The sequence below is a fragment of the Syntrophomonas erecta subsp. sporosyntropha genome (assembly GCF_055395365.1).
Genome location: NZ_AP042459.1, coordinates 2,346,571 through 2,366,664 on the forward strand (window position 1 = coordinate 2,346,571; position 20,094 = coordinate 2,366,664).

19 protein-coding genes are annotated in these 20,094 nt (G+C 42.7%); 16 read left to right on the forward strand and 3 right to left on the reverse strand.

Annotated elements, in window-relative coordinates; genetic code table 11:
• Positions 1-75: 75 nt before the first annotated feature.
• Positions 76-1,035 (reverse strand): GPR endopeptidase, encoded by a 960-nt coding sequence (gpr, locus tag ACZ5Q0_RS11485; RefSeq protein WP_446820640.1) that lies wholly within the window; start codon positions 1,033-1,035, stop codon positions 76-78.
• 340 nt (positions 1,036-1,375) lie between these two features.
• On the opposite strand from gpr, the gene rsmD reads away from it, so the two are divergent.
• Positions 1,376-1,930: a 16S rRNA (guanine(966)-N(2))-methyltransferase RsmD gene (gene rsmD / locus ACZ5Q0_RS11490; RefSeq protein WP_446820639.1), complete on the forward strand. Its 555-nt coding sequence runs from the start codon at positions 1,376-1,378 to the stop codon at positions 1,928-1,930.
• 13 nt (positions 1,931-1,943) lie between these two features.
• Positions 1,944-2,411: an ATPase gene (locus ACZ5Q0_RS11495; RefSeq protein WP_446820637.1), complete on the forward strand. Its 468-nt coding sequence runs from the start codon at positions 1,944-1,946 to the stop codon at positions 2,409-2,411.
• Here the strand turns inward: ACZ5Q0_RS11495 and ACZ5Q0_RS11500 are convergent.
• Positions 2,408-3,583, reverse strand: a complete 1,176-nt coding sequence (locus tag ACZ5Q0_RS11500) for a YjiH family protein (RefSeq protein WP_447182556.1) — start codon at positions 3,581-3,583, stop codon at positions 2,408-2,410. The genes ACZ5Q0_RS11495 and ACZ5Q0_RS11500 overlap by 4 nt on opposite strands.
• A gap of 100 nt (positions 3,584-3,683) precedes the next feature.
• On the opposite strand from ACZ5Q0_RS11500, the gene ACZ5Q0_RS11505 reads away from it, so the two are divergent.
• Positions 3,684-4,481, forward strand: a complete 798-nt coding sequence (locus tag ACZ5Q0_RS11505; RefSeq protein WP_447182557.1) for a patatin-like phospholipase family protein — start codon at positions 3,684-3,686, stop codon at positions 4,479-4,481.
• A 53-nt stretch (positions 4,482-4,534) separates the two neighbouring features.
• Here the strand turns inward: ACZ5Q0_RS11505 and ACZ5Q0_RS11510 are convergent, their stop codons facing one another.
• Positions 4,535-5,779 (reverse strand): nucleotidyltransferase, encoded by a 1,245-nt coding sequence (locus ACZ5Q0_RS11510; protein ID WP_447182558.1) that lies wholly within the window; start codon positions 5,777-5,779, stop codon positions 4,535-4,537.
• A 152-nt stretch (positions 5,780-5,931) separates the two neighbouring features.
• Here ACZ5Q0_RS11510 and pta point away from each other — a divergent pair, with 152 nt between their 5' ends.
• The 13 genes from pta (at position 5,932) to mtnA (ending at position 20,093) form a co-directional block, all read left to right on the forward strand.
• The gene (gene pta, locus ACZ5Q0_RS11515) at positions 5,932-6,924 is read left to right on the forward strand and encodes a phosphate acetyltransferase (protein WP_446820629.1); all 993 of its coding nucleotides are present in this window, start codon (positions 5,932-5,934) and stop codon (positions 6,922-6,924) included.
• 51 nt (positions 6,925-6,975) lie between these two features.
• The gene (locus ACZ5Q0_RS11520; protein WP_446820627.1) at positions 6,976-8,172 is read left to right on the forward strand and encodes an acetate/propionate family kinase; all 1,197 of its coding nucleotides are present in this window, start codon (positions 6,976-6,978) and stop codon (positions 8,170-8,172) included.
• Positions 8,173-8,347: 175 nt separating this feature from the next.
• On the forward strand, positions 8,348-8,848 hold the full coding sequence (locus ACZ5Q0_RS11525; RefSeq protein ID WP_447182559.1) for a YceD family protein: 501 nt from the start codon (positions 8,348-8,350) through the stop codon (positions 8,846-8,848).
• Between the two features lie 20 nt (positions 8,849-8,868).
• A complete protein-coding gene (rpmF, locus tag ACZ5Q0_RS11530; protein WP_446820624.1) occupies positions 8,869-9,039 on the forward strand; it encodes a 50S ribosomal protein L32 in 171 nt (56 codons plus the stop codon).
• 84 nt (positions 9,040-9,123) lie between these two features.
• Entirely contained in the window at positions 9,124-10,080 is a 957-nt protein-coding gene (gene plsX, locus ACZ5Q0_RS11535) for a phosphate acyltransferase PlsX (RefSeq protein WP_447182560.1), read from the forward strand.
• An 86-nt stretch (positions 10,081-10,166) separates the two neighbouring features.
• Positions 10,167-10,412: an acyl carrier protein gene (locus ACZ5Q0_RS11540; RefSeq protein WP_446820620.1), complete on the forward strand. Its 246-nt coding sequence runs from the start codon at positions 10,167-10,169 to the stop codon at positions 10,410-10,412.
• A complete protein-coding gene (gene rnc, locus ACZ5Q0_RS11545) occupies positions 10,409-11,137 on the forward strand; it encodes a ribonuclease III (RefSeq protein ID WP_446820619.1) in 729 nt (242 codons plus the stop codon). The genes ACZ5Q0_RS11540 and rnc overlap by 4 nt, the downstream gene beginning before the upstream one ends.
• Positions 11,137-12,219, forward strand: a complete 1,083-nt coding sequence (locus ACZ5Q0_RS11550) for an elongator complex protein 3 (protein WP_447182561.1) — start codon at positions 11,137-11,139, stop codon at positions 12,217-12,219. The genes rnc and ACZ5Q0_RS11550 overlap by 1 nt, the downstream gene beginning before the upstream one ends.
• 278 nt (positions 12,220-12,497) lie before the next feature.
• Positions 12,498-13,535: a biotin--[acetyl-CoA-carboxylase] ligase gene (locus tag ACZ5Q0_RS11555; RefSeq protein WP_464827148.1), complete on the forward strand. Its 1,038-nt coding sequence runs from the start codon at positions 12,498-12,500 to the stop codon at positions 13,533-13,535.
• Between the two features lie 16 nt (positions 13,536-13,551).
• Positions 13,552-17,127: a chromosome segregation protein SMC gene (smc, locus tag ACZ5Q0_RS11560; protein ID WP_447182563.1), complete on the forward strand. Its 3,576-nt coding sequence runs from the start codon at positions 13,552-13,554 to the stop codon at positions 17,125-17,127.
• 18 nt (positions 17,128-17,145) lie between these two features.
• On the forward strand, positions 17,146-18,234 hold the full coding sequence (gene ftsY, locus ACZ5Q0_RS11565; protein WP_446820613.1) for a signal recognition particle-docking protein FtsY: 1,089 nt from the start codon (positions 17,146-17,148) through the stop codon (positions 18,232-18,234).
• A 27-nt stretch (positions 18,235-18,261) separates the two neighbouring features.
• Entirely contained in the window at positions 18,262-19,050 is a 789-nt protein-coding gene (gene mtnP / locus ACZ5Q0_RS11570) for an S-methyl-5'-thioadenosine phosphorylase (RefSeq protein ID WP_446820611.1), read from the forward strand.
• 2 nt (positions 19,051-19,052) lie between these two features.
• Entirely contained in the window at positions 19,053-20,093 is a 1,041-nt protein-coding gene (gene mtnA, locus ACZ5Q0_RS11575; RefSeq protein WP_447182895.1) for an S-methyl-5-thioribose-1-phosphate isomerase, read from the forward strand.
• Position 20,094 lies beyond the last annotated feature (1 nt).

Sequence of the window (20,094 nt, forward strand, 5' to 3'; positions counted from 1 at the left end):
TAGTTCTCAGGGCCGATATTACCAAACTATCGTAAACTAAAAGGATAACAGGTGGTCTCTATTTTTTACTCAATTTTATACTGCATAAAGTTCCAATTGTTCCTGAGATATTCCGGGAAATAAACTAGTGGCAACACCCATAGCAATAATACGGGCACTATTTTCAATAATCTCGTCAATCTCTTTAGGGGTTACTCCTAGACCACCTCCATAAAAGGACAAAATGTCTTTAATGGTAGCCATTGATTTAACTTCATCATACATGGCTCCTGTTTTCAAACAAAATTTCCGAATGGCTTGATCAGCAATTATTGCGGCACTAACAATAGTAGGACAACCAATAGCAATAACCGGTATACCCAGATCCTCTTCCGTTAAAGAATGACGTGCATTACCTACCCCGGCACCGGGCTGAATTCCAGTATTAGACATTTGAATAGTTGAACCAATACGATTAACATTTTGAGCGGCTAAAGCATCAACAACTACCAACATAGCCGGATTGATATTGTTTACGATACCTTTTACTACTTCAAAAGTTTCCAGACCAGTTATACCCAGAACTCCGGGGGCTATACCACAAGTAGGACGCATTCCCTCTACCAGAGCCTGAGGAGCGTACTGGTGGTAATGTCGGGTAATAGGACTATATTGAATAAATTTGGGACCAAGAGAATCTGCCGTGGCCCGCCAGTTCCCTAAGCCTACCAGTAATACCGTATCACCAGCTTGTAAACGGCCGGTTGTTAACTTATTCATGCTTTCCCCCATGGCTTGAATTATTTCTTCTTTTACATAAGGATCATTTATTTTAAGTGGCGGGGATTCGATAGTAACATAAGTTCCTACTGGTTTTCCCATAGTCTGGGAAGCCATTTGATTAGTTATGGTTATGGTATTTATTTTTATATTTTCTAGCTCTTTAACATCTTCAACTACCCCCTCAACTTCCCGGTCGGCTGTTCCTCGTATAAGTTCCTGGGCTTCAATAGCCAGATCTACATAAATATTGAATTGGTCAATTATGTTTTGCATGGTGGTACCTCCTTTAGCAATATTATCCTCAGTTTGTTCCTAAATATGCCTATAAAAATGCTCCCGGTTAAAATTTTTTGGTTAGACAAAGGTTGGTTAAAAATGTTATTAATAATAATTAAATGGCGACTTAAAAAGTCGCCATTTGGGGAGAGGAGAATTTTGTAAAGTTGTTGGGGAGGGTTTGTTCTACCAGATTGTTATCTGGCTATAAATATCATTGCCAGCTTTAAGCAGTTATATACAATATTTCAAAAAATTTTTTATGTTAAAATTAATGATATTAGAAAAGGATAGCAATAAGATATAGCGAATCTTTAAAAAAAGGAGATTACTTGATTTGCGTGTTATTACAGGAAGGGCTAAGGGTAAGCGGTTAAAGGCACCAACAGGTAAAAATACTAGACCAATTACCGACCGGATTAAGGAAGCCTTGTTTAATATTATAGGTAGCGATATAGAGGCAACTGATTTTTTAGATTTGTTTGCAGGTAGTGGCAGTGTAGGAATTGAGGCTATTAGCCGGGGGGCGTCCCGGGTAATTTTTGTAGACTCTAGTAACGAAGCCATTAAAATAATTCGTGAAAACCTGGCCAATTGTGGATTTGATAATAATTTCGAGGTTCACCGTAACGATGTTATGGTTGCTTTAGAACGTCTTTCTCGCAGAGAAATTAAATTTGACTATATATATGTTGATCCCCCCTTTACGAGGGAACACTTGTTTCCCATGGTAATGCGGGCTTTGGATAAAATAGATATACTTAAAGACAATGGAATGGTTATTATCAGAATTCCCACTAGGATGATATTAAATATTGACCTGCAGCATTTGCGTTTGCAGCGTACCAATACCTATGGGGAATCTACTCTTAATTATTACCGCTTGTCTTAAGGAGGATTAACTTATGATGGAAATATTCAGGATATTAGATGAGTTGGAATTGATGATTAAAGAAAGCAAACGGGTACCGTTAGCTAGTGGGAAAGCGGTTATTGATTCCCACCGTTTTTTAGACCGGGTAGACCGTATACGAGCTATTCTACCGGAGGAATTAGAAACTGCGCGTTTGTTGATGACGGAAAAGGATCGTATTGTCCAGGAGGCCTGTGCCCAGGCGGATGAATATGTGGAACACTCCAAAGGTAGAGCGGCTCGCCTGTTGGATGAAAATGAGATTACCCGTAATGCTATGGAAATGGCGGAAGAGATTGTAACCCGTGCTAATGAAATGGCTAATGACATTAGGAAAGATGCCAATGAGTACGCTGAAGGGGTTTTGACTCATATGGAAATGGTACTTCGCCGGGGGTTGGAAACTGTAACTCAGGGTAAAGAAGAAATAAAAAACGCCCTGGAAACTGGTGATTATTAATCTTTAAAGGTTAGACTACATATAACCATGGCTAAAATTATTGCCATACCTATTCCTAAACAGTACAGGGAAAAACTCCAGGCATCTATTCCATATAATATTTTGTAGATAGGCACAGAAACTGAGGGGACAGCAATAGCTCTATACATAAGCAATTTATAACCAGCCCAGGTGAAAGCAAACGATAATATCATTTGCACCAGGCGGGAAAGCAAATAAAAAGAAAGACGTACTGGGGTGCCAGACATAACGCTCATAACCTGGGCGATGATCGAGAAACCACTAAACGCTAGTATAAGGCTTACAACTAATAACCTGGCCAGTACTGGATCTAGGGTGGATGTAATAACGGTTCGAGCACCAATAGTTATTTCAAATAGTCCCATCATCATGCCAAAGGCTAATAAATAAGACAAGTGTAAAAATGAAAACAAATTACATAGACTTAAGGCCAACAGATCCAAAACACCCCACACAGTAAGCATTCGGGCCAGAACTGAAAAAAAGACAATAAAGCCTGCAATAGCGATAAGGTTATTCAGGCTGTTTTTTATGGCTTCTCCTAACATTTCACCCAGGCTGTTATTTTCTTTATTTGCTTCCACCAATTGTTGAATAGCATACTGCAGCCGGTGAGGGGGTTTAGTAGACCAGGGAAATGGTTCAATGGTTCTTAAGCCCCATAACAGGCCTACTCCTAAGTTAGCCAGGTAATGGGAAGCGGCTAAAAGATAACCCCATAAGGGGGAACTAAACATACCTACCCCCAGGGCACCAATAATAAACAGCGGACTGGAATTGTTAGTAAAAGAAACTAGGCGTTCTGTTTCCTGGGCGGTGAGCATTTGTTTATCATAAAGGCGGCGCGATAGTAGGGCTCCTACCGGAAATCCGGAAGTAAATCCCATGGCAACTACCAGGGAACTACATCCGGGAAGTTTGAAAAGGGGACGCATTAAAGGCTCTAGTAGTATCCCTAAAAATTCCACAAAATGGAGGTTAACTAGTAATTCGGCTACAATAAAAAAAGGTAGGAGGGCGGGAACGATGACTGAATACCACAGTATAAAGCCGTGGCGAGCTGATTCGACTGTTTCCCCGGGGTTTACAATCATAAAAAGGGATAAACTAAATACTATAATAAGGAAAAAAATACGATAATAATGCTTCATTTTAATCCTCTCCCTGCTGGCTTAAAAATATATATGCCATAGTGAAGGATGATTAGAAGCAGGAAGTTCCTTTATAACTACCTGGGAAAGGGGGATAGTTATGTCTGGACAACCCCGTATAGCTCTTGTTTTAGGAGCCGGAAGTGCCAGGGGATTAGCGCATATTGGAGTTTTACAGGTGCTGCTGGAAAATGAAGTGTCCTTCGATTTTATAGTAGGCAGCAGTATGGGAGCCATGATCGGAGGGCTATATGCTAGTGGAACTAATCTGGATTTGCTGGAGAAAATGATTGCCTCTATGAATCATAGTGTGTTGTTCGATGTAAATCTCCCCCGGATGGGGTTCATGGCCGGGAAAAATATCAGTGATTTTTTACAGCTGATGACTAAGAATCAGAATTTTGACGACCTATTAGTGCCTTTGCTAATAGTTGCTACTGATTTGGTATCTGGACAGCGGGTAGTCATTAATCAAGGTTCACTAGCCCGGGCTATTCGTGCTAGCATTTCTATCCCCGGTATTTTTAAGCCGGTACATCAGGATGGTATGGTACTAGTGGACGGAGCAGTCACCGATCGGCTGCCATTGGAAGTGGCCCGTCAGTATGGGGCTGACATTATCATCGCTGTAGACGTTACTTTTGGTGAAGGGAAACAGGTCATTATTAAGAATACCCTGGATGTGATTATGACATCACTGGATATCATGCAAAAGCAACAGTTTGATATTATTTCGCCCCAGGCCGACATTTTATTACAGCCGGCAGTAGGAGGATTCTCTTCCCGTGATTTTGACCGATCCAATGAAATTATTGAGCTAGGTCGGCAGGAGGCCCTGGATAAATTACCTTTAATTAAAGAAAAAATCAAATTATATAAAATTAACCCGGGTGGTTAATTTTTCTAACCAGGAAAGGGAAATAAATATTTTATATTCAATATTAAGTGCATTTATTCACGGTAAGGAGCACGAATGAAATCGTGTTTAGCATGCCGGTGTGAGGGGGAAGGGTAAAGCAGACTATATATATCATTGGCCAGTACATCATAATGAATCATTTTCTGAATGTCACTACCGTAGTGCCCATCCCAGGCTGCTTTTACCTGACTACCCCGGCTAAGTAATGGTAGTAAGGATATATTTTTAATTTTTTGCAGGATTTCACGACCTTTTACAGAAAACCCTAAGATGTGCATATATAATGGGCCCACTTGATCAAAGTAGCAGATCTGATTTTTGGTAAGGGATAAGAGGGTATACAATAGTATGCGATTGATGCGAGTAAGGCTGTAGCGTTTAGATTTGACTCTTTGCCGAAGTTCTTCCAGCGAGGTTGTAGCATCGGCCGCTTCTTTAAAGCGGTTATGGAGTCCTTCACCCATTTCATAAATCTGCTCCAATTCATGGACTGGCATGCTACGTAGCTGATACATAATAGCCTGCTCCAGAGCCGGGGTGTAAACCGGAGCTTTACCCAGGTCAATTTCTTTTTGTAATACCTGAAAACTAGCCGGTGGCATTGCATTGGCTATATCCAGCAATGATACCCCGTTATAAAGCCCGGAACGGATTGCGGCAGCACTTGCCATTGAATCCAGGCAGGAACTGTGGTAAAGACTGGTGCGTTTTATGGTGACCGGTATAAGGGGTAGATTTTCCTTAGCAATAACTCGAAGATATTCAATACCCAGAATATTGTTAGGCTGTGAAAGGGTGTTTTGGAGCGGTTCTTTTTCCCTGGGTAGGACATCGCCAATGGCACGGGCACGGGCTGATGGAAAACTCAGGCCCTGGGCAAGATAACCTTTAATCCGGGTTTTGAAATGATCGGACTCATCAATCAGCAGCCGGGCAATGGATCGTAGTTCTTCAATGTTGCCGTTTTCACTTCCAAAAGTCAGGTGAGTTACTACACCGCTACGGGCTAGCAGGAGAAGTGCTCCCCGAGCGAAATAATATGCGCTGCGACTGGCAAAACAAAAGGGCAGTTCTATGACTAGATCCACGCCGCAGCGTACCGCCATTTCAGCACGGGACCATTTGTCACACAGGGCTGTATCACCCCGCTGTAAGAAAGGACCACTCATGACGCATATAATGGCAGATATATCATGGTTTTTCTTGGTTTCAGCAATAAGGTGCAGGTGTCCGTTGTGGAAAGGGTTATATTCGGCAACAATGCCGGCAATGGTCATTAGTCTAAACAGCTCCTTAATTCCAATAAGAGTTTTTCAAAATGGGTTTGTCCCATAAATTTTACCACTTATTACATGGTTTATGCTAGAATGAACTCAGAAACTGGACGCCCACCAGTTCCAGAAAGGCTAATTTATAGGGAGGTAGAAGGATGAGTTTGTTAGCGGAGATTAGAGAAAAAGCATCCCAAAAAGGAAGGAATATTGTTCTTCCCGAGGGAACCGAGGAGAGGACACTGCAGGCCATCAAACCAATTGTGGACCAGAAAATAGCCCATCCAATTCTTCTGGGAGACGAAAGCGAAATTAAAGGTGTGGCCAGTAAAATCGGGGCTGATATTACCGGGGCAGAGATTATTAATCCGGCTAAAGCACCATTTTATGACGATTTTGTACAGGCTTTTTACGAGATGCGCAAGAAGAAAGGAATTGACCTGGACAAGGCTAAAGCAACTATGCTTGATCCGCTGTTCTTTGCTTCGATGATGGTAAAGATGAACAAAGCTGATGGAGAAGTAGCCGGGGCTGAAAATACTACTGGTAATGTATTACGCCCTGCCTTACAGATCATCAAAACTGCTCCAGGTATATCCGCAGTATCTGGTTCCTTTATCATCATTGTCCCCAATTGTGAATTTGGGCATAATGGCATTTTCGTATTTGCTGATTGTGCGGTTACTCCTAATCCTACTGCCGAACAGTTAGCGGAATTCGCTAAAACATCGGTAGCAACTGCGGTAGACCTATGTGGAATGGATGATCCTAAGATTGGAATGCTTTCATTCTCAACTAAAGGCAGTGCCAGCCATGAGTTAGTCGACAAAATGGCCCAGGCTACTGCGATTGCCAAGGAAAGATTCCCTGAGCTTAAGGTGGACGGCGAGTTCCAGGTTGATGCAGCTTTGGTACCTAAAGTTGGTTCTTCTAAAGCACCTGGTAGTCCGGTAGCCGGAGAATGCAACATATTAATCTTCCCCGACTTAAATGCTGGGAATATTGGGTATAAGATAGCCCAGCGACTGGCTAAGGCAGAGGCTATTGGTCCTATTTTACAGGGTATTGCCAAACCAGTTAATGACCTGTCGCGTGGGTGCAGTGTAGAAGATATTGTTAATGTAGTGGCTATGACAGCAGTTCGTGCCTAATATAGTCCATTCTGTATTACTTATTAGAGATTAGTAAGGAGGTATAATTAAATGAAGGTGCTAGTTGTAAATGCTGGTAGTTCTTCTATTAAATATCAGGTATTTGATATGACTGATGAATCAGTTCTGGCCAAGGGACTGGTGGACCGGGTGGGGATTCCGGGGACTACTCTGGAACATAAACCAGTAGGTAAGGATGAAGTAGTAATTAAAAGAGATCTTCCCGATCATACTGCAGGCATGAAGCTGGTACTGGAGGTATTAGTTAACCCAGAATATGGCTGCATAAAGAGTATGGATGAGATTGGCGCAGTTGGTCACCGTGTGGTGCATGGTGGCGAGACTTTCGCTGATTCAGTGGTTATCGATGATACGGTTAAGAAGGTTATCAAAGATTGCTTTGACATAGCTCCCCTGCACAACCCGCCTAATTTAATGGGAATTGAAGCTTGCCAGGAACTTATGCCTAATGTACCTCATATAGCTGTTTTTGATACAGCTTTCCATCAGACCATGGAGCCTGACAATTATCTTTATGCCCTACCCTATGAGGTCTATGAGAAATTTAAGGTCAGAAGATATGGCTTCCATGGTACCTCTCATTATTATGTTTCCCATCGTGCTGCTGAGATGCTGGGCAAACCGTATGAAGATTGTAAGATTATTACCCTGCATCTAGGTAATGGCGGTAGTATGGCGGCTATTAAGAATGGCAAAGTTGTTGATACCACCATGGGCTTTACCCCGTTGGAAGGTCTGGTAATGGGTACCCGTTCCGGAGATATTGACCCGGCCATTGTTTTCTTCCTTATGGAAAAGCTGGGTATGAGTGTTCAGGAAACTAACAACTATTTCAATAAAAAATCAGGTATGCTAGGTCTTTCCGGTGTATCAAATGACCTGCGGGATATACTGGAAGCAGCTGGCTCTGGTAATGAAAGAGCCCAACTGGCTTTAGACGTATACTACAACCGTGTCAAAGGTTATATAGGCAATTATGTGGCTAAACTTAATGGCTGTGATTGCCTGGTATTCACTGCCGGTGTAGGTGAAAATGGCTATGATGTTCGGGAAAAAGTTTGTGAAAACCTTGACTACCTGGGCATTAAGATGGACGTTGAAAAGAATAAAGTACGGGGTAAGGAAGTAGATGTAGCGGCGGAAGATTCCAAAGTGCGCATCCTGGTAATTCCCACTAATGAAGAGTTGGTTATTGCCAGGGATACTGTCCGTTTATCCAATAAATAAAGCTAATTTTTAAAACCGAGGGGGCGGGTGCAAAGTTGCCCGCCCCTTTTAGATTTACCAGCAGGTTGGCTCCCCTCATCGTAAGGGATTAGATTTTTGTTTACAGCAGGTGTTGGTTGACAATAATAACAGCATAAGACTATAATGAATCTGGTATTTTTTTGGGGTGAATAGCATGAAAATCAATGTTAAGGACCTGCAGAAACATCCCCACCAGCACCAGGATTTTCATATTGTCAAAAAGGTGGGCGACGTATTTGTCGACTTAGAGGGAGTAACTATAGAGTCTATAGAAATAGAGCTCACGGTGGAAAATACGGGTCGGGTTTTTCCTGCCCGGGGAATTATTTGTGCGGTTTTAAAAATGCAATGTTCCCGTTGTTTGAAGAACTATACTTATCCTTTTGAAGCGGATTTCTTTGCGACTCTAGTTGATGTTTCTCACCGGGATGAATACCAGGATGAGGAAGATGCAGTGTTCATTAAGGAAGGGGAAGCAGATCTTTGGCCCCTTTTAGAAGAAATCATTTATTCTCAACTACCTATTAACCCATTGTGTAGTCCTGAATGTAAGGGCTTATGTCCACAATGTGGTATAGATAGGAATTATGGTTCCTGTCAGTGTCAGGAACAGGAAATTGATCCCCGCTGGGAGAAATTAAAAAATTTGAGATAGGGAAGGGAGGTTATCGGCGAGTGGGAGTTCCCAAGAGAAGACAATCACATTCCCGTAAGAATAAACGTCGTGCTGAGTGGCGGAAAATTGATAAACCCGGTCTGGTAGAATGTCCTCAATGTCACGAACTTAAAATGCCCCATCGTGCCTGTATAGTTTGTGGGTATTACAAGGGAAAAGATGTTATGTAAAAAATCAAGGTAAACGGTCAAAAAGTAAGGTATATAGCCTGCACCAGGCTGGTAGCTTACTTTTTGTTTTTGGGAGGCAAATTTATGAAGGTAGCGATTGATGCCATGGGTGGTGACCATGGACCATCTGAAGTAGTGGCCGGAGCCCTGGAATGGATAGAAGAAAATGATGCCGGCGTTATTCTGGTAGGGAAAGAAGAGATTATAGCCCAGGAATTGGTTTCATACCAGTATGATCCTTCCCGGGTAGCTATAGTTAACACAACTCAGATAATTAATATGGATGAATCCCCGGTTAGTGCACTGCGAAAAAAGAAAGATTCTTCTATAGTTGTAGCTACTACTATGGTCAAGGAAGGAAAAGCTGATGCAGTATTATCCTGCGGTAGTACTGGCGCACAGATGGCGGCCTCTATTTTCATATTGGGGCGCATGGAAGGGATTGAACGACCTCCCGTGGTAGCAGCTATTCCTAATATCAAAGGACAAGATATCTTGCTCATCGATGCTGGAGCTAATGTGGATTGTAAGCCAAGGCAGCTAGTTCAGTTTGCTATACTGGGCAGTACTTATGCTCGTATTTTCGGTATTAAGAAACCGCGGGTAGCTTTACTTAACAATGGAGAAGAATCAACCAAAGGCAATGTTCTCAGTGTAGAAGTTTATAAACTGATGCAGGAGTATAACAAAATCAATTTTATAGGCAACCTGGAGGGTCGCGACATTTTTGATGGTCGGGCTGATGTGCTGGTATGTGATGGTTTTGTTGGTAATGTGGTGCTAAAAACAGTTGAAGGTATGGCTCTATATATAGCTCGTGGAGTTAGCCGGGAATTAGGAATGATGCCCGGATTTTTCAAGAAGCTCGATTATGCACAGGTAGGTGGGGCACCGCTTTTAGGAGTAAAGGGTGTTAGTATAGTTTGTCATGGAAGCTCTAAACGGGGGGCTATATATAACGGATTAAATATTGCCCGTCAATGCATCGATAAGGGCATAGTTCAGCTGCAGGAAGAAGCTCTGGCAGATGTCCTTGGTTAACATTCAGACTGGTAGCAATACTGGTAGCAATATAAAATAGGCTGTAATATAATAAAGTCGATAATTAGTACCTGGAGGGATAATAAGTGGAAAAATTTTTCGAAATGGCTCGTAAGTTACTAGCAGAACAATTAGATATTAACCCGCTGGAAATTAGTATGGAAACCCCTTTTGAAAAAATTGATGCTGATTCCATCGATATTGTAGAAATGATTATGGCCCTGGAAGATACTTATGACATCGAATTCCCGGAAGAAGACCTGGAAGATTATACTACTATGGGCTCTTTAGTGGAAGCGCTGTGGACATATCTGCAGCAATCGCAAAAATGAGATCAAGTGAATTAAAGGCTGCAGAACATTTTTTAAGTAATAACGGGCTTGAATTTAATAAGATTGAGTTAATGGCTATGGCTTTAACTCATCCGTCTTATGCACAGGAGCGAAATACACCTGGTAATAATCAACGTCTGGAGTTTTTAGGAGATGCAGTATTGAACTTTGTTGTAGCCGAGTATCTCTACGAGAGTTATCCCGATAAAGCCGAAGGAGAGCTGACCAAGATAAGAGCCCGGGTAGTATGCGAACAGGCTCTCAGGGGCGTGGCCCAGGAACTGCGTCTGGGCCGCTATATTTTACTGGGGAAGGGCGAGGAGATGTCCGGAGGTCGAACCCGCAAATCCATCTTAGCAGATGCGGTGGAGGCTGTTATCGGGGCTATTTATTTTGATCAAGGCTATGAATGTACCAGGGATTTTATTTTAAAATACCTGGAACCGGTGATAAAGGAGACTGCCCAGGGGGATTACTATGATTTTAAGTCTCGCCTGCAGGAGTTAGTGCAAGGCAAAAATCGAGAGAACGTTAATTACGCTATTCTCGAGGAAAGCGGACCTGCTCATTCCAGAACTTTTGTAGCGGGGGTATTTTATCAAAAGGAACTATTGGCTACCGGTATAGGACGCAGCAAAAAAGAAGCGGAACAAAATGCGGCGGAAAAAGCACTAAAGGATAGCAGGATACTGAGCCGGCTACATATGGATAGTGAAGGCACATAGTGAAAAGACATTACAATATACCGATTTTTGTTCCCCATCTAGGCTGTCCGTACCAGTGTATTTATTGTAACCAAAAAATTATTGCGGCCCAGGAAAAGGCACCGCTGCCAGAACAAATTAACTCCATAGTAGAATCCCATTTGACAACTATAGACTTCCAGCACCATGATGTTGAAATTGCTTTTTTTGGAGGTAATTTTACCACAATTGACCCCCGGCTTCAGGAAATGTACCTAGGCACTGTTCAACCCTTTTTGCATTCCGGAAAGGTAAAATCGATTCGGATATCTACCCGTCCCGATGCAATCAGTGTGGGGATACTAAAACACTTGCAAAAATGGGGAGTTAAAACCATAGAACTGGGAGTGCAGTCACTGGCAGATGAGGTTTTAAAAACATCTTTACGCGGTTATGATAGGGATGATGTTTTTAAAGCTGGTCATCTTATCAAAGACCGTGGTTTTCGTCTGGGGATACAGCTAATGATTGGCTTACCAGGTGATCATCGCTATCTGGATATTAAGACGGCTCATCAAGCGACTACTCTAAAACCGGATATGGTAAGAATTTATCCTACTTTGGTAATTGCCGGGACAGCTCTGGAACAAATGTATAGATCGGGATGCTACCACCCCCTGGATTTGGAGCAGGCGGTTGAAATAGTCCGGGATATGTTTATTATATTCCAGAAGAAGGGAATACCCGTTATTCGTATGGGCCTTCATCCAGGAGATGAACTACGGGCTCCAGGAGCAGTTATTGCTGGTCCCTTTCATCCTGCGTTTGGAGAATTAGTAGAACAGAGGGTATTTCGGGATCAAGCTGAAGAAATGGTTAAGGCCTTTATCGAAAAAAACGGGGTGGGAGAGCCTATTGACCTTTTTGTACGAAGTAATGAGGTATCAAAATTAGTAGGGCATAAGAGGGCCAATCTTGATTATTTAATGGGTGAATTTACCTGTCCTATTCGCTTTCGTTCCTGGGATCAATTGGAATATGGGGATATAGGGATTGGGTCTGCCCGGGTAACAGAACCGGAAATCATATATCCCCGGCATAGTTTTTTGGAAAATCAGCCTTAAATTCCATATAGTATATTTTACAGGCTGATGCCACCGGTGCAGGTGAGTAGGCGTTTTTGCCTCAGTCTCTTCCATGATCACCGGGTAGTAAGTCGATTATAATAAAAAAGGAGGCAGGTTTTAAGGCTGCCTCCTTTTTTATTATGCTGACTAGCTCATTCTCCTGCTTGGACAGATTGGGTATTAAATAGAGAGTTGGCAATAGAATGGGAATTTTTCAGCATCGTGTTATATGTGATGGCTAAACAGATCCTTAAAGTAGAAGATTAAACCAGATAATGATGAACTTTGGAAAAAGGTTTTATTTTCCTTCCTGTCTAATTAAAGCTATAACGATTGTAGGTGAAGTGATGAGGCAATTAATACTACAGAAGCTGGTAGAACATCCCGGTAAGGCTGTATCAGGTGAAGCGCTAGCCCATCTAACCGGTCTTAGCCGGGTAGCTATATGGAAACATGTCGAAGCCCTTAAGCAAGCTGGCTATAATATTACTGGTATCAGGGGTCAAGGCTACATATTAAGGGACTGGCAAAATGTTATTGATAGTGACCGGATCCAGATGCTGCTTAATACCCGAAATCTGGGCGACAGAATATACCATGTAAATGAAACTAAATCAACTAATACCACTGCACGCCAGATGATCCTTGAACAACAGGTGCCGGAAGGTACTGTGATTATTGCCGCCAGGCAAACCGGAGGCAGAGGCCGCCAGGGAAGAAAATGGCATTCCCCCGTCGGCGGTTTATGGTTTTCAGTAGTGCTCTTTCCCCGTCTGGAATTGCAGAGAGCGGCCCTGCTTTCGCTAGTGATGGCAGTAGCAGTAGCCCGGGGGCTGGAAAAATGGACGGAAAACTCCTGTCAGATAAAATGGCCTAATGATATCTTTATAAACGGTCATAAGGTGGGAGGGATACTATTGGAGTTAAGTGGGGAACTGGATGGGCTCCATTCTTTAATTGTTGGGGTGGGAATAAACGTGAATAATTCGGTTAATAATTTTAGCTCCGATTTAAGGAATATTGGTACCTCCCTGGTGGATGAGACTGGCAGTACCCTGGATTTAAATGAGGTCATAGTCAGTGTCATTGAATCTATGGAAAAGTACTACGATTCCTTCTTAAAAGGAGATGATAACCTTATTATGGATGAGTTCCGGGAGTTGTGCTTACACCTGGGAAAAGAAATTTCCATTGATCTGGGGGGGCGCCGGGTCAAAGGTGTAAATACTGGTATAGATATAAATGGGAGTTTGCTAGTTGATGACGGTATGACCGAGCACAGTATCACCACTGGTGATGTACATTTAATCTAGAACCGGGAGGACAAAGGTGTATTTAAAACGTCTGGAAATAAAGGGATTTAAATCGTTTGCTGATTTTACGGAGATTCTGCTGCATCCTGGTATAAATGTAATTGTTGGTCCTAACGGGTGCGGTAAAAGTAATGTAGTAGATGCTATCAGGTGGGTGATTGGAGAATCCAATGTCCGCAATCTTCGTGGGCAAAAAAATGAAGATGTTATCTTCAATGGTACTGATCATAAAAAGGCCCTGGGATTAGCTCAGGTGGAGATAACCATTGATAATACTAATCAGGTCCTACCATGCGAATTCAGTGAGGTCCATCTGGTGCGTAAGCTATTTCGCTCTGGTGAAAGTGAATTTTTTATAAATCGTACCCGGGTACGATTAAAGGATGTAAGCGGCCTTTTTACCGGTACGGGCCTGGGCAAAAAAGGATACTCCATCATTGGTCAGGGCGAATTGGAACAGGTACTTAATGGACAACCACTAGAGCGGAGACTGTTTTTAGAAGAAGCTTCCGGAATTATTAAATATCGTCAGCAAAGAGATGAAGTTAACCGGCGTATTAGTGGAACCACCGAAGATTTGGTGCGGGTGGGGGATTTACTAGGTGAATTAGAACAGCGTAAAGAAGATGTTTTTGTTAAAGCTCAAAAGGCTCGTCAATATCTTGAAATTGAAAGTAAATGCCGAGAACTAGAAAGGTCAGTTATGCTTTTTGAGTTTAACAAACTTATTCGTGACCTTACCCAGCGAAAAAAACAACATGATGAAAAAGAAACTGAATTAGAATTATTAAAAGATAAATTAATAGGTATTCAGCAGGACCTTAAGGCTGATAAGCAAAAACTTAAAGATACTGTTACCCGTTACCAGCAGTTTAAAGAAGAATGCTATCAATTAGAAACAGCTATTCGCTCCCTACAAAGTGATGTAAGGGTCAGTAAGGAAAGAATAAAAAATCACCGGGAACGCACCACCGGGGCAGCTGAAGATCATGAAAAATATACCCGCATGCTGGAAAGTATGGGCCGGGAAATCGAGAGCAGTATGAATAGTTTTCAACGGGAGGAACGAAAGTATAATACCAGAAAGAAGGAATATGAGGAACTTAAAGCCCGTTTAACGAAAATGCGTCTTGATTTGGAACAGGCTCAGGCTGAATTTGAGGCGGCTAAAGGTAAAGTTTTTAAAGACATGCAGGATGAGGCCTGGCTGGGTAACCAGCTGCGGGAACTAGAGGAACAGCAGCGGCGATCTAGTGAGCGTCGGGAAAGATTTACGATTAACCGGTTGGATAGCCAGGAAAAGCAAGAACGTGCTAAAAACCATCTATCCCAGCTTAAGTTACAGCTAAAAACTGCCCTGGATAGCCGGCTTATGGCGGAGCAAAATTGTGAGAAGTTAGATAAGCAAAAGGAAAAACTCCTTGGTGAGATAAGACAATTAGAGGAAAAATATCTGACATTTACCCGGCAGTGTACTCAACTGGAGAATTCCCTTTTTACCATACAGGAACAGGAAAAAAATCTAACTGGTTATTCCAATGGAGTAAAATATATTCTTAAACCGGAAATAAGGCAGAGGGTTCCCGGAATTATGGGAGTAATGGGCGAGTTGGTTAGTGTACCGCCGGGATTAGAGACGGCCATAGAGGTAGCAGCCGGTAGAGGTTTGGAGAACATAGTGGTGCAAAAAGCAGATGATGCTCGCCAAGCTATTGAACTATTGAAAAGGAATAAAGCCGGAAGGGTTACTTTTCTTCCCCTGGAAGTTTTAAAGGTTTCTTCCTTACCAGAGAGACAGTTAGAAAAACTAAAGGGTTTAGAAGGGGTTTTAGGCCTGGCTTCGCAACTGGTAAAACACGCGGATAAATACCAGAAGGCGGTAGAATATTTGCTGGGAAGGGTTATGGTGGTTCAGGATATGGACCGGGGCATACGGGTTTTTAAGCAAATGTCCTTACCATTGCGCTTGGTAACCCTGGATGGTGAATTAATCAATGCCAGCGGGGCAATGACTGGGGGAACCAGGACGGTTTTAAAGGGAAGCCCTCTCCAACGTAAAGCGGAAGAAAGGCGTCTGGACCAACAATTAGATCTTTTAAAAAAAGAAATGGGAAAAAACCGCCAGGTAGTTAAGACGAATAACCTAGCCATGGAAAACCTGGAACAGGAACTAGGTAATGTCCGGCAGGAGCTGATGGAATTCCAGGTGAAAGCGGATGTTCTGCGACAGCAGTGCCATAGTATTACCCAGGATTATAATAAATACCATCAGGAGGAAAACGGGTATATTGAACAGATTAAAGTAATCGATCAGGAGATAAAGAAAATAGAAGCGGATATAATAAGCCTAAATGAACGTTATGCGCAGGTACAAAACCGGACCCATACGACTAGTACCCGTTTAGAAGACCTAAAACAGCAAATAACTACCTGGCAGCGTGACTATGAAGTGCAAAATGAACGATTGGTCTCTTATCAGGACCAATTAGCAATGAAGCAGCAGGAATTGAATACCTTGGCCAAAAATCTGGCCCAACTAAAGCAGGTACAGGATTCTTACCGACAATCGTGGCAGCAGGCGGAAAATCTAATTAATCGACTTAATAATGAAATTAATGTAGAAGAAAAGAGGATTATTACCCTTCAGGATCAAATTCAGCAAAAGGAAGACATAAGACAAAAACTAAACGGAGAAATAGAGCAGTTAAGAATAGATGAAAATCGCTACCAGAAGCTTATAAGCCAGTGGGGGGAACAAATCGCACCACTTAATGATAAACTATCTACCCTGCAAAATGGCATACATAGTGCAGAAATTGCCATAGCCCGCTATGAAACTGACCTAGATAATCTGCGCAGCCGCTGGCTGGAGAAATGTAATGAACCTCTCCCAACCGGGAAAGAAGAAGTGTGTTCTCCAGGGGTAGCCAGGGAGTCCCGGCAGATTATTGAGCAATTACTTAAAGAACTGGAACAATTGGGACCAGTAGATGTGGAAGCAGTTCAGGAATATGAAGAAATATCTAAACGTTACGGTTTTCTCAACCAACAATACCAGGATCTATTTAAGGCTCGTGATTCCCTACAAAAGCTGCTTAAGGAAACTGAAACGATTATGGAGGATAAATTTGCCCAATTTATGGCGATAGCTAACCGTAGTTTTCGCCAGACCTTTGAAGAGATTTTTAGTGGGGGAGAAGCCCGGTTAGTAGCGCTAGAATCAGATGATAAGTTACAGGCCGGAGTAGATATAGAGGTTAAAATGCCAGGCAAGAAAAACCAGCCTCTTAATTTGCTTTCGGGAGGGGAAAGAGCTCTGACCTGTATAGCCTTTATCTTTGCTCTATTAAGACTGAAACCGGCTCCATTTTGTATTTTGGATGAGATTGATGCATCACTAGATGAGACTAACCTGATCAGGTTTACAGGGTTCTTGCGCCGGATGGCTGCCTCTACCCAGTTTATAGTGATTACCCACCGGCAGGCTACCATAGAATGTACTAACAGTATTTATGGAGTTACTATGCCGGAAAAAGGGGTCTCGACAGTTTATACGCTTAATCCTGATCAGGCAGAGAATATAGCAGGATAATTAAGAAGGTGGTATTATATGGCGTTGTTTGATCGGTTTAAAAAAAAGGAAGAAACAAGTAAACAACAGGAGGTAACTTCTGAAGAATCATCCCAGGTGCAGAACCTTATATCAGAGGAACCTGTAGAAGTCCTTTCTAATGAAATCAGGTCAGATGGCGGGAGTGTCCGGGAAAAGAACGGTTTTTTTGAGCGATTTAAAAGGGGCCTCAATAAGACTCGGGAGAATTTAAATGCCCGTTTGGATGTACTGGTGAAAAAAACCCGTAAGCTGGATGAGGATTTCTGGGAGGAGTTGGAAGAAATTCTCATTCAAGCAGATACTGGTGTAGCAACTTCTCTGGAATTGGTAGACAATATAAGACAGGCGGCCCGAAAGGCCAAGATTAATGATTCATCCGGAGTTATAGACTTGATAAAACAAGAGGTAAAGCAGTTATTAGGCTCAGCGGATACCCAACTAAACCTGGCTGAAAAACCGGCTGTAATCCTAGTGGTAGGTGTTAATGGGGCGGGAAAAACTACTTCTATAGCTAAAATAGCCTATCAATTAAAACAGGAAGGCAAGAAAACCCTTTTAGCAGCCGGGGATACTTTCCGGGCAGCGGCTATTGACCAGTTACAAATCTGGGCTGACCGGGTGGGTGTAGAGCTGATTAAACATCAAGAAGGGTCTGATCCCGGGGCGGTAGTTTTTGATGCTATTAGTGCAGCCCGGGCACGTCATGCTGATGTTTTAATAATAGATACTGCCGGGCGTTTGCAGAATAAAACTAATTTAATGAAAGAAATTGGCAAGGTAAGAAAAATAATAGAACGTGAACTTCCCGGGGCACCTCATGAGGTGCTGCTGGTATTAGATGCTACTACCGGACAAAATGCCATCAGTCAGGCCCGCTTATTTGAAGAGGCTACTGGGGTTACCGGGATTATTCTTACTAAGCTTGATGGTACAGCTAAAGGTGGTATAGTCCTGTCTATTGCCCGGGAATTGGAGATTCCCGTTAAGTTAGTAGGTATAGGGGAAGGCATGGAGGATTTGCGGGAGTTTTCACCGGAAGTTTTTACTGAGGCACTCTTCTATCGCGAAGATGGAGATAATGAATAATAGAGGGAACAAGAGGAGGCATTAGCAGTGATTGAAATTGGAATTATAGGTGGAACCGGAGTGTATGATCCTGAAATCTTAGATGGAGTAAAAGAGCAGGTTCAAAATACTCGTTATGGATCGGTAAAGGTTTTAACCGGCCATTATAAAGGAACTAAGGTAGCCTTTATTGCCCGGCATGGTGCCGATCATAGCGTTCCTCCGCATTTAATTAACTACCGGGCTAATATCATGGCTTTAAAAGAAATTGGAGTTAAGAATATACTAGCTACTGCTGCAGTAGGATCACTTCATTTTGAATTTAAACCTGGTCAAGTTGTGTTGGCGGATCAGTTTTTGGATTTTACTAAAACACGAACCACGACCTTTTATGAGGGTTCAGAGGTCGGGGTAGTCCATTGTGATATGACGGTTCCCTATTGTCCAGATCTGCGCCAGGCACTGTTTAAAACAGGTCAGGAACTTGGAGTGACGATACACAATGGGGGAGTCTATGTTTGCACAGAAGGACCCCGATTCGAAACATCTGCTGAGATTGCTATGTTTAAACAATTAGGTGGACAGGTAATTGGGATGACTAGTGTCCCAGAAGTATGTTTGGCCCGCGAACTAGGTATGTGTTATGCGAATATATCCATAGTAACTAATTTTGCGGCCGGAACTTCCACGGGAATACTCTCCCATAGTGAAGTGGTTGAGATGATGGGAAAATGTATTCATCAGGTGCGCGGGCTAATGTTGGAAAGCCTTCCCCGTATTTCCGGAGATAAAACTTGTGATTGTGCTAAAATCCTCGATGATGGATCGGTAAAATAATGATCAGGACTATATATTTCAAAGAGCAGAGCGTAGTAATACTAGATCAAAATCAACTTCCCGACCGGGTGGTCTATGAGGTATGTCATACCCCAGAAGAGGTAGCTGAAGCTATTCGCTGTCTTAAGATAAGGGGGGCTCCATTAATAGGGGTAGCTGCCGCGTTTGGTATCGCCCTGGCTATGTTGAAATTTTCCGGAAAAGTATCGGAAATGAAAGCTTATTATGCTGAAAACCGTCGCCTTTTAGCAGCTACGCGACCGACTGCCATTAATCTCTTTTGGGCCTTAAATCGTATGGATAGTGTTTACCAGGATAATGCCGGGCGGTCTCCGGCGGAGATTGGTAGGCTTTTGCTGGAAGAGGCCCAGGCTATATTTACAGAAGATGTGGAAATTAATGAAGCTATTGGTCAATATGGGCATCAATTACTAAACCAGGGCAGCCAGGTGATGACAATTTGTAATGCGGGAGCATTGGCCACTTGTGGATATGGCACCGCTTTAGGGGTTATCCGTGCGGCGGCCCGCCAGGGTAAAATAGAACGGGTATGGGCTTGTGAAACCAGGCCGGTACTGCAGGGAGCTCGTCTGACGGTTTGGGAATTAATGCAGGACTCAATCCCAGTAACCCTAATAACGGATAATATGGCGGGTTACACTATGAAAGTTCATGATATTGATGCAATTATAGTGGGGGCTGATCGTATAGCTATCAATGGGGATACCGCCAACAAAATAGGAACCTATTCACTGGCAGTTATGGCCCAATATCATGGTATTCCTTTTTATGTTGCTGCACCACTCTCTACTATTGATCTATCCATTTCCTCAGGAGATGAAATTCCTATTGAAGAAAGGCATGCGGACGAAGTGCGTCGGATAAGGGGAATAAATCTCACGGTCCCAGAGGTACAGGTGTTTAATCCCGCCTTTGATGTTACTCCCAGGGAATTGATAAGGGGAATAATAACCGAAAAAGGTCTGCTTGAGCCCCCTTATCCGAAAAGTATAGTAGAAACTACTCAGCGGGGAAGTGTTTAAA